Source organism: Bacillus cereus group sp. BfR-BA-01382 (assembly GCF_022663475.1).
GTDB classification, from domain to species: domain Bacteria; phylum Bacillota; class Bacilli; order Bacillales; family Bacillaceae_G; genus Bacillus_A; species Bacillus_A thuringiensis_S.
Genome location: NZ_JAKUFQ010000071.1, coordinates 22,650 through 29,576 on the forward strand (window position 1 = coordinate 22,650; position 6,927 = coordinate 29,576).

Here is a 6,927-nt window from a genome sequence, read left to right on the forward strand (position 1 = left end):
TTAGAATCCTAGTAAAGATCCAACTTGGTATATAATAAGCGTTAATACATAAGCAACAACGAGTGGATAAACGACTGAGAAAATCGTCCATTTCGCTGATCCTGTTTCACGTTTAATAACAGCCACCGTCGCTAAACATGGAACATATAATAAAATAAAGAACATAAATGCATAAGCTGATAATGCTGTATAATGTGCTCCCATTACGTTTCCAAGCACATCTTCTTTAACTGCATAAATAATTGCCATTGTAGAAACGACAACTTCTTTTGCTAAAAATCCTGTTAAAAGGGATGCTGCAGCTTGCCACGTTCCGAAGCCGAGCGGTGCAAATAACGGTGCGATAAACCCACCAATCATCGCTAAGTAACTGTCTCCCATATCAACACCAAATCCTGATGGACCTGCATAGTTTAATAACCAAATGACAACAGAACCACCAAAGATGAATGTACCTGCTTTACGAACAAATCCTTTCCCTTTCTCCCACGTGCTTAGCCATAACGTTTTCGCTTGTGGCACGCGGTAAGGAGGTAGTTCAATTACGAAAATAGACTTTTCCGCTTTTAAAATTGTAAGAGACATAATTTTTGTAACTAGTAATGCAAGAACAATACCTGCAACATATAAAGAAAATACAACAGTTGCCTGACTATGAGGGAAGAATACGCCCGCAAATAATGCGTATACAGGCAAACGTGCCGAACAAGACATAAATGGTGTTACAAGAACTGTAAGTAAACGTTCTTTTTCTTGTTCAATCGTTCTCGCTGCCATAATACCTGGAACGTTACATCCAAAACCGATAATCATCGGAATAAACGCTTTTCCGTTTAAACCGAAGAACTCCATAATTCGATCCATAACAACTGCAATTCGCGCCATATATCCTGAGTCTTCTAATAATGAAATGAAAAAGAATAGTGCAAAGATTTGTGGTACGAATACTAATACAGCACCAACACCGGCAATAATACCTTCTGTAACGAGCGCTTGAATAAAATGAGAAGCTCCAATACTTGTAAGTCCAACCTTCACCCAATCCGTAAGCTGGCCACCAAAAAACTCATCTAACATATCCGATAAAGGTGTCCCAATCCACGTAAACGTAACCTGAAAAATAAAAAACATAACTGCTAAAAAGATTGGAAGTCCTAAAATTTTATGCGTAATTAGTCTATCAATTTTTTCCGAAAAAGGAATTTTCCCTTCTTTCTCATGCTTCATAACATTTGTTTTTAACTTTTCAATATACGCTTCACGAGTTTTGTAAATGTGCTCTTCCAACGTACAATCAAGTTTTCCCTCTAGGCGAGATCGAATGGCTACAAGTTCCTTATAAATTGGTAATGCTTTTATTTCTTTTTCTACTACTTCGTTATTGCTTAAAAATTGAAGTGCTAACCATCTCGGATGCTCGTAATTCGCTTTCTCTAAAAGAGAAATTACCTCTTCAATTCCTTCATCCATTTGTACACCATATGAAATAATGAATGGTTTTTTCTCGTTTTTGTCATTTTCTTTAAGGGTCGCAAGTAGTTCTTCACAACCTTTTCCACTTCTTGCAACGACAGGAACGACTGTTACGCCTAATAATTCGGATAAACGTTTTACATCGATCACAATTCCTCTTTGCTTCGCCACATCAACCATATTTAGACCAATTGAAACTGGCTTGCCAAATTCGAGCAACTGCAACGTTAAATGCATATTTCGTTCAAACTGCGAAGAATCCACAATATTTAACATATGCTGAAATTCTTCTGTTAATAGAAAGTTTGTTACAACACCTTCATCACGTGAAACTGGATTTAAATCATAAACACCTGGTAAATCAATTAATGTTCCTTGTCTATCTTTTAATTTACCAACCTTTTTTTCTACTGTTACACCGCTCCAGTTTCCCACGTATTCATAAGAACCAGTAAGTGCATTAAATAATGATGTCTTTCCTGTATTTGGATTCCCTAGCAAAGCAACCTTATTCACGCTAATTCCACCTTTATCATTTTCGCGTCACAATGACGAATACTAATTAACTGTCCACGACACTCCAATGTACAAGGACCTTTGAACATCGCCTTTTGCTTCATACGAAGTTCGCTTCCTTCAGAAAGACCGAAAGCAGCCAATCTTCTCTTTAGTAAATAATCTAAAGACTGAACACTTTTCACTAGCACTTTCTCACCGATTTTAATATCTACTAAGCTCATAACCTTCCCCCTCCGAAGAGAATGATAATTATTTTCAGAAGAATTATAGCACACTCTATTTCTCTTGTACTATACCCTTTTGCTTCATATTTATTAACATTTCGCTACAATTCTATTTCAATAATTGTCATAACAGATTCGTTTGCCATTCCCATCCATTTCGCTTACAATAAACAATAACAAATAAAGAATCTCGTTATCACTGGGGGAGCCATGCCGCTGAGAGGGAACACTTCGTTCCGACCCTTCGAACCTGTTAGTTAATGCTAACGCAGGGATTGTGCAAACGTCCGAAATACATACCTCTTTTCATTTACGTATTTCGTATCCTCCTATGATATCTATTCTTTTTTGTACAACTTGGATTTAGGGGGAGACAACATGCGTAACACCAATTTACAAGCGATGATTGAATCTGCTATTCTTGCAGCCTTCGCCATGGTCATCGACATTTTACCACTTTCAATAAAAATATCAGCTACAGGCGGTTCTATATCTTTTGCAATGATTCCTATTTTTATTATCGCTTATCGCTGGGGTTTCAAAATGGCTTTCTTAGGAGGCTTAATTTGGGGATCATTACAAATTGTCGTAGGCGATGCCATTATCGTAACACCAATTCAAGTATTAATTGAATACTTCATTGCTTTCGCATTCATTGGGTTTGCTGGTTTATTCTATCGTCCAATTCAAAAGGCGCTTTTAACATCCAATGAAAATAACGAAGAACAATCAAACTTAGGTAGCCGTAAAGACAAACCTTCATCAAAACCAAACCAAGGGAAGAAAGTAATTGGATATATTATCGTCGCTACTTTTATCGGTAGTCTAGCTCGTTACTTCTGTCACTTTATCGCTGGTATCATTTTCTGGGGACAATATGCACCAAAAGGACAATCAGCAGTTCTATATTCTTTAATATTTAACGGTAGTACAATGATTGGTTCCTATATTCTATGTACCGTTTTACTTATATTTTTATTTATCACTTCACCACGTTTATTCAAAAGCATCAGTGCTTATCAAATGAATACACAAAAAAAGGGCGCTTAATGAGCGCTCTTTTTTCATATCGTAATATCAATTAAAAATACAATAAATGCACAAAAGAAAATAAATACCATTATACTTAGCCAATTGCTATGCACGGTTCATCGACTCCTTACATAACCTCGTTTTCTAACCAGATTATATCGTTTAAAAATAAAGATTAGGTAAAGATAGTATGAAAATAAATTAAAAAAAGCGTAGCATGCATTATCTACGCTTTTTTCGGTAAGTAAAAGTAAAATAATACACCGTCTCCTGTATTCTTTACTCCATATTCAGCATCGTGTAATTCTAAAATATTTTTAGAAATAGCAAGCCCAAGTCCCGTCCCACCTTGTGAACGCTGCCGAGCTGCATCCACGCGATAAAAGCGATCCCAAATTTTATCTAATTGTTCTTCTTCAATGTGAGTACCTTTATTTTCAATGCACACTTTTATACGATCTTTATCATCTATTGTCGAAATAATAATATCCTCTTTATTTGGTGTATAACGTATTGCATTCGTAATGAAGTTCACAATGACTTGTTCAATTCGGCCTTGATTTGCAATCACTTCAAATGAACGTATATTTTTATGAACATGAAGTTCTTTTTTCTCTATTTCCACAGATAGATGTTCACATATATCTTCAATTACTGTATCAATATAAAACGAAGACTTTTTCATTTTATATGTACCAGATTCAAATTTAGCTAACTCAAGCATATCCAAAATTAAAGTATCCATTTTGTCTACTTCTCTCTCCATCGCCTGAAAATAATACTCTTTTTTATGCTCAGCTACCCCGTCTTTTAAAATGGAAATACAACTTTTCATAATACTCAGCGGTGTTTTCAATTCATGCGAAACACCAGAAATGAATTCTTTCCGTGTATTTTCTAACTTTCTTTCCTTTTCAATATCTTGTTCAAGCTGTCCGATATGAGAATTTAATTTGTTAGAAAGTATATTAATATTTTTCGATAAATCACCAATTTCATCTTTTGAAGTAATCGGTATTTTTTCTGTAAAATCTAAATGCGCTATTTTCTTCGTCGTATCATTTATTTTTAATAACGGTTTGGCAATTTGCTTTGAATAATAAAACGAAGCTAAAAAAATAAGAACGACTACAAATGCAATGATGTATATGTAATAATCTTGCACCATTTGTACAGCTTCATCTACAGGCTGTAAAGAAGCCATTGCATATATATATGCTACTGATCCGTCTTTTTCTTTTATTGGCTTAACTAATAATTTATATTTTATATCATTCTTTTCATAATCTATTGTTTGTGTTGTATATCGTATTTTATTGCTTTCTTTTAATAATAAATCGGTTTGAAAACCCTTAATATTATCTAAAAATATGCTATTTTTATAAATTGGATTCACAGGACCGTTTACATCTGGTAACTGTACTTTTGTAACACGTCCTCCTATGTAAACGCCTAATTCCTGAGCAGCTTCTTCCTGTACGGCTGGTTTCTTTTCCTTAGCAAGTTGCTCCCCAGCCGCTCTCTTTTTCTCCTCATCTAATTTTATTTTCTCCTGAAATGCTTTTTCTAACGGTTTATTAGATCCACTTAAATTCTGCTTAGATAAAGAAAAAGAGAATGGAATAAAACTATCTTCTTTTCTCACTCCAGAAAAATAAATCTCTTGTCCTAAAAACTGCTCTAATGATTTATTATCAATCTCCTCTATATTGACGAGATTGTATAAGGGTATCTTGAATAGTTGTTGTCCAAAGCTCTTTTGTTGCCTACGATCTATCGTTACCTCAAAATAAAAATCATCCACATGTTTTAAATTCCCATTCTGATCTAGTGTCGTAATCCACGTATTATTTTCCCTAAAAAAGTCTTGCTCAAGTTTCTGAATTCCTTCTGCATTTCCTGTGTAGTTTAGATAATTCTTCTCAAAGGAATTTAAATTCACTTTAATATCTTCCACTTTTCGATTCGCATAATATTGTTTAAAAAATATCGTTTGTCCAATAAATATCGTCGCTAAAATCAACATACATAATGCTGTTGTAAGAGTAAATAATTTTAGTACAATTCCTTTCTTCATACATTTCCCTCAAATTTATAACCTGTTCGTACTACAGTTGTAATGTACTTTGCCTTCTCTCCTAATTTATTTCTTAAATTACGAATATGACTATTAACCGTTCGATCATCACCAGCAAATTCATATCCCCAAATTCTTGAAATTAATTGTTCCCTTGTTAGTACAATTCCTTGGTTTTTCATGAAATACACTAATATTTCAAACTCCGTATGCGTTAAACTAACATCTGCCTCATCAACAGTAACAGTACGTGACGGAAAATGAACTTGGATGCCATGAATCGATAACGTATCATCTTCATTCTCTAAAGGTTTCTTCGATGCCTTTCTACTTTCTAATAATCGTTTCGCTCTTGCTAATAGAATGGGTGGACTATACGGCTTCGTCACATAGTCATCTGCCCCAAGTTCAAAACCAAGTAACGTATCATCTTCATCTACGCGCGCCGTCAGCATAATAATAGGCACCTCGGACGTCTTCCTAATTCTTCGGCAAACAGACCATCCATCGAGTTCTGGCAACATAATATCTAAAATAACTAAATCAACTTCTTCTTCTTCTTCAAATACAACTAAAGCCTCTTTCCCGTCCCTCGCTTCAAACACTACATATTGTTCACTTAAAAAATAATCTTTTAATATTTCACGTAATATATCTTCATCTTCAACAATTAAAATGTTTTTTGACATAACTTATATATCCCCCTCCTGCTTTCAGAAACTATAATTTCATTTTGAATAACTGCCAGTTAACTTCGCCTCGATAATATATCTATCTGGTGCATCCCCTATATAATCAAATGGATAACAAGTTGTCAGTGTTAATATCGGTTCTTCTTTTTTTATAATAACATTACGATCATCCGCATGAGTAATCCATGTCTTTTGAATTTCATATGTGTACGTTTTATTATCATACTCTAAAACAAGGGTATCCTTTTCTTTCAACTCTCCTAAATCTGTAAATACAGTATCTCGATGTCCACTCAGTACAGTATGTCCCCCTCCAGATGGAGTTGTCGTTAAATCACTAACAAACATACCAACTCCTTTTTTCAGAGTCGTATCATCCGCTCCCCAATATATAGAAAACTTCTTCTTTATTTTCGGTATGTTTAACATCGCTACCTTTTCTCCTTCTTTATGTTCTGTTTGAGAAGAAGGCACTTGAGTGGTTACAGGTGTTTCATGAGAAAGTTGAGTATCTTGTATATTTTTAAGGCTCTTTATTTCTTCTGCTGTTAATTGCCCGGCAGAGCTCTTTCCTTTATACCATTCCACAGCGTAATAGGATCCCATGAATAGCCCTATAGCCATCAATATGATACCGATATAATTGAGTAACTTCATGTTTCATCCCTCCATGCCAAAAATGGTAGGAGTAACCTACCATTTTTAATATATGAAATTATCCCATTCTTTATAGGACAATATTTTATTTACACTTTAAACTTACTGCGACGATTCAAACCAAATAATGTACCTAGTGCTACAAGGGCTGCACTTAATCCCATCATTACCACGTTATTTGATGCCGTGTTTGGCAATTTTTCACCTTGTACAACTGGCTTGGCTACTTCTTTTTTAGCTACTTCATTCTTTT

Annotated in this window: 7 protein-coding genes and 1 riboswitch; of the genes, 1 reads left to right on the plus strand and 6 read right to left on the minus strand. The window is 34.7% G+C overall.

Annotated features, from left to right (window positions below; genetic code table 11):
- Both feoB and MR160_RS23230 read right to left on the minus strand, forming a co-directional pair.
- On the minus strand, positions 1 to 1,989 hold the full coding sequence (feoB, locus tag MR160_RS23225; RefSeq protein WP_242298110.1) for a ferrous iron transport protein B: 1,989 nt from the start codon (positions 1,987 to 1,989) through the stop codon (positions 1 to 3).
- Positions 1,986 to 2,213, minus strand: coding sequence for a FeoA family protein (locus tag MR160_RS23230; RefSeq protein ID WP_000060521.1), 228 nt, complete (start codon positions 2,211 to 2,213; stop codon positions 1,986 to 1,988). Before MR160_RS23230 ends, feoB begins: the two co-directional genes overlap by 4 nt.
- Before the next feature lie 194 nt (positions 2,214 to 2,407).
- Positions 2,408 to 2,509: riboswitch (TPP riboswitch) on the plus strand.
- 85 nt (positions 2,510 to 2,594) lie between these two features.
- Between MR160_RS23230 and MR160_RS23235 the strand changes: the two genes are divergently transcribed.
- A complete protein-coding gene (locus MR160_RS23235; RefSeq protein ID WP_242298112.1) occupies positions 2,595 to 3,266 on the plus strand; it encodes an energy-coupled thiamine transporter ThiT in 672 nt (223 codons plus the stop codon).
- Positions 3,267 to 3,474: 208 nt separating this feature from the next.
- On the opposite strand, the gene MR160_RS23240 is transcribed toward MR160_RS23235, so the two are convergent.
- The 4 genes from MR160_RS23240 to MR160_RS23255 all read right to left on the minus strand — a co-directional run.
- Positions 3,475 to 5,325 carry a sensor histidine kinase gene (locus tag MR160_RS23240; protein WP_000715419.1) on the minus strand — a complete coding sequence of 617 codons (1,851 nt, stop codon included), beginning with the start codon at positions 5,323 to 5,325 and terminating at the stop codon, positions 3,475 to 3,477.
- Positions 5,322 to 6,014 (minus strand): response regulator transcription factor, encoded by a 693-nt coding sequence (locus tag MR160_RS23245; RefSeq protein WP_000041845.1) that lies wholly within the window; start codon positions 6,012 to 6,014, stop codon positions 5,322 to 5,324. Before MR160_RS23245 ends, MR160_RS23240 begins: the two co-directional genes overlap by 4 nt.
- A gap of 39 nt (positions 6,015 to 6,053) precedes the next feature.
- Positions 6,054 to 6,674, minus strand: a complete 621-nt coding sequence (locus tag MR160_RS23250) for a class D sortase (protein ID WP_000771573.1) — start codon at positions 6,672 to 6,674, stop codon at positions 6,054 to 6,056.
- A gap of 89 nt (positions 6,675 to 6,763) precedes the next feature.
- On the minus strand, positions 6,764 to 6,927 hold a 164-nt coding region (locus MR160_RS23255; protein WP_242298114.1), incomplete at its 5' end, for an LPXTG cell wall anchor domain-containing protein.

Excerpts from the sequence above, each read along its gene's own strand:
- MR160_RS23230 (WP_000060521.1), bottom strand. The coding sequence starts at position 2,213 with ATGAGCTTAGTAGATATTAAAATCGGTGAGAAAGTGCTAGTGAAAAGT.
- MR160_RS23235 (WP_242298112.1), top strand. The coding sequence starts at position 2,595 with ATGCGTAACACCAATTTACAAGCGATGATTGAATCTGCTATTCTTGCA.
- MR160_RS23240 (WP_000715419.1), bottom strand. The coding sequence starts at position 5,325 with ATGAAGAAAGGAATTGTACTAAAATTATTTACTCTTACAACAGCATTA.
- MR160_RS23245 (WP_000041845.1), bottom strand. The coding sequence starts at position 6,014 with ATGTCAAAAAACATTTTAATTGTTGAAGATGAAGATATATTACGTGAA.
- MR160_RS23250 (WP_000771573.1), bottom strand. The coding sequence starts at position 6,674 with ATGAAGTTACTCAATTATATCGGTATCATATTGATGGCTATAGGGCTA.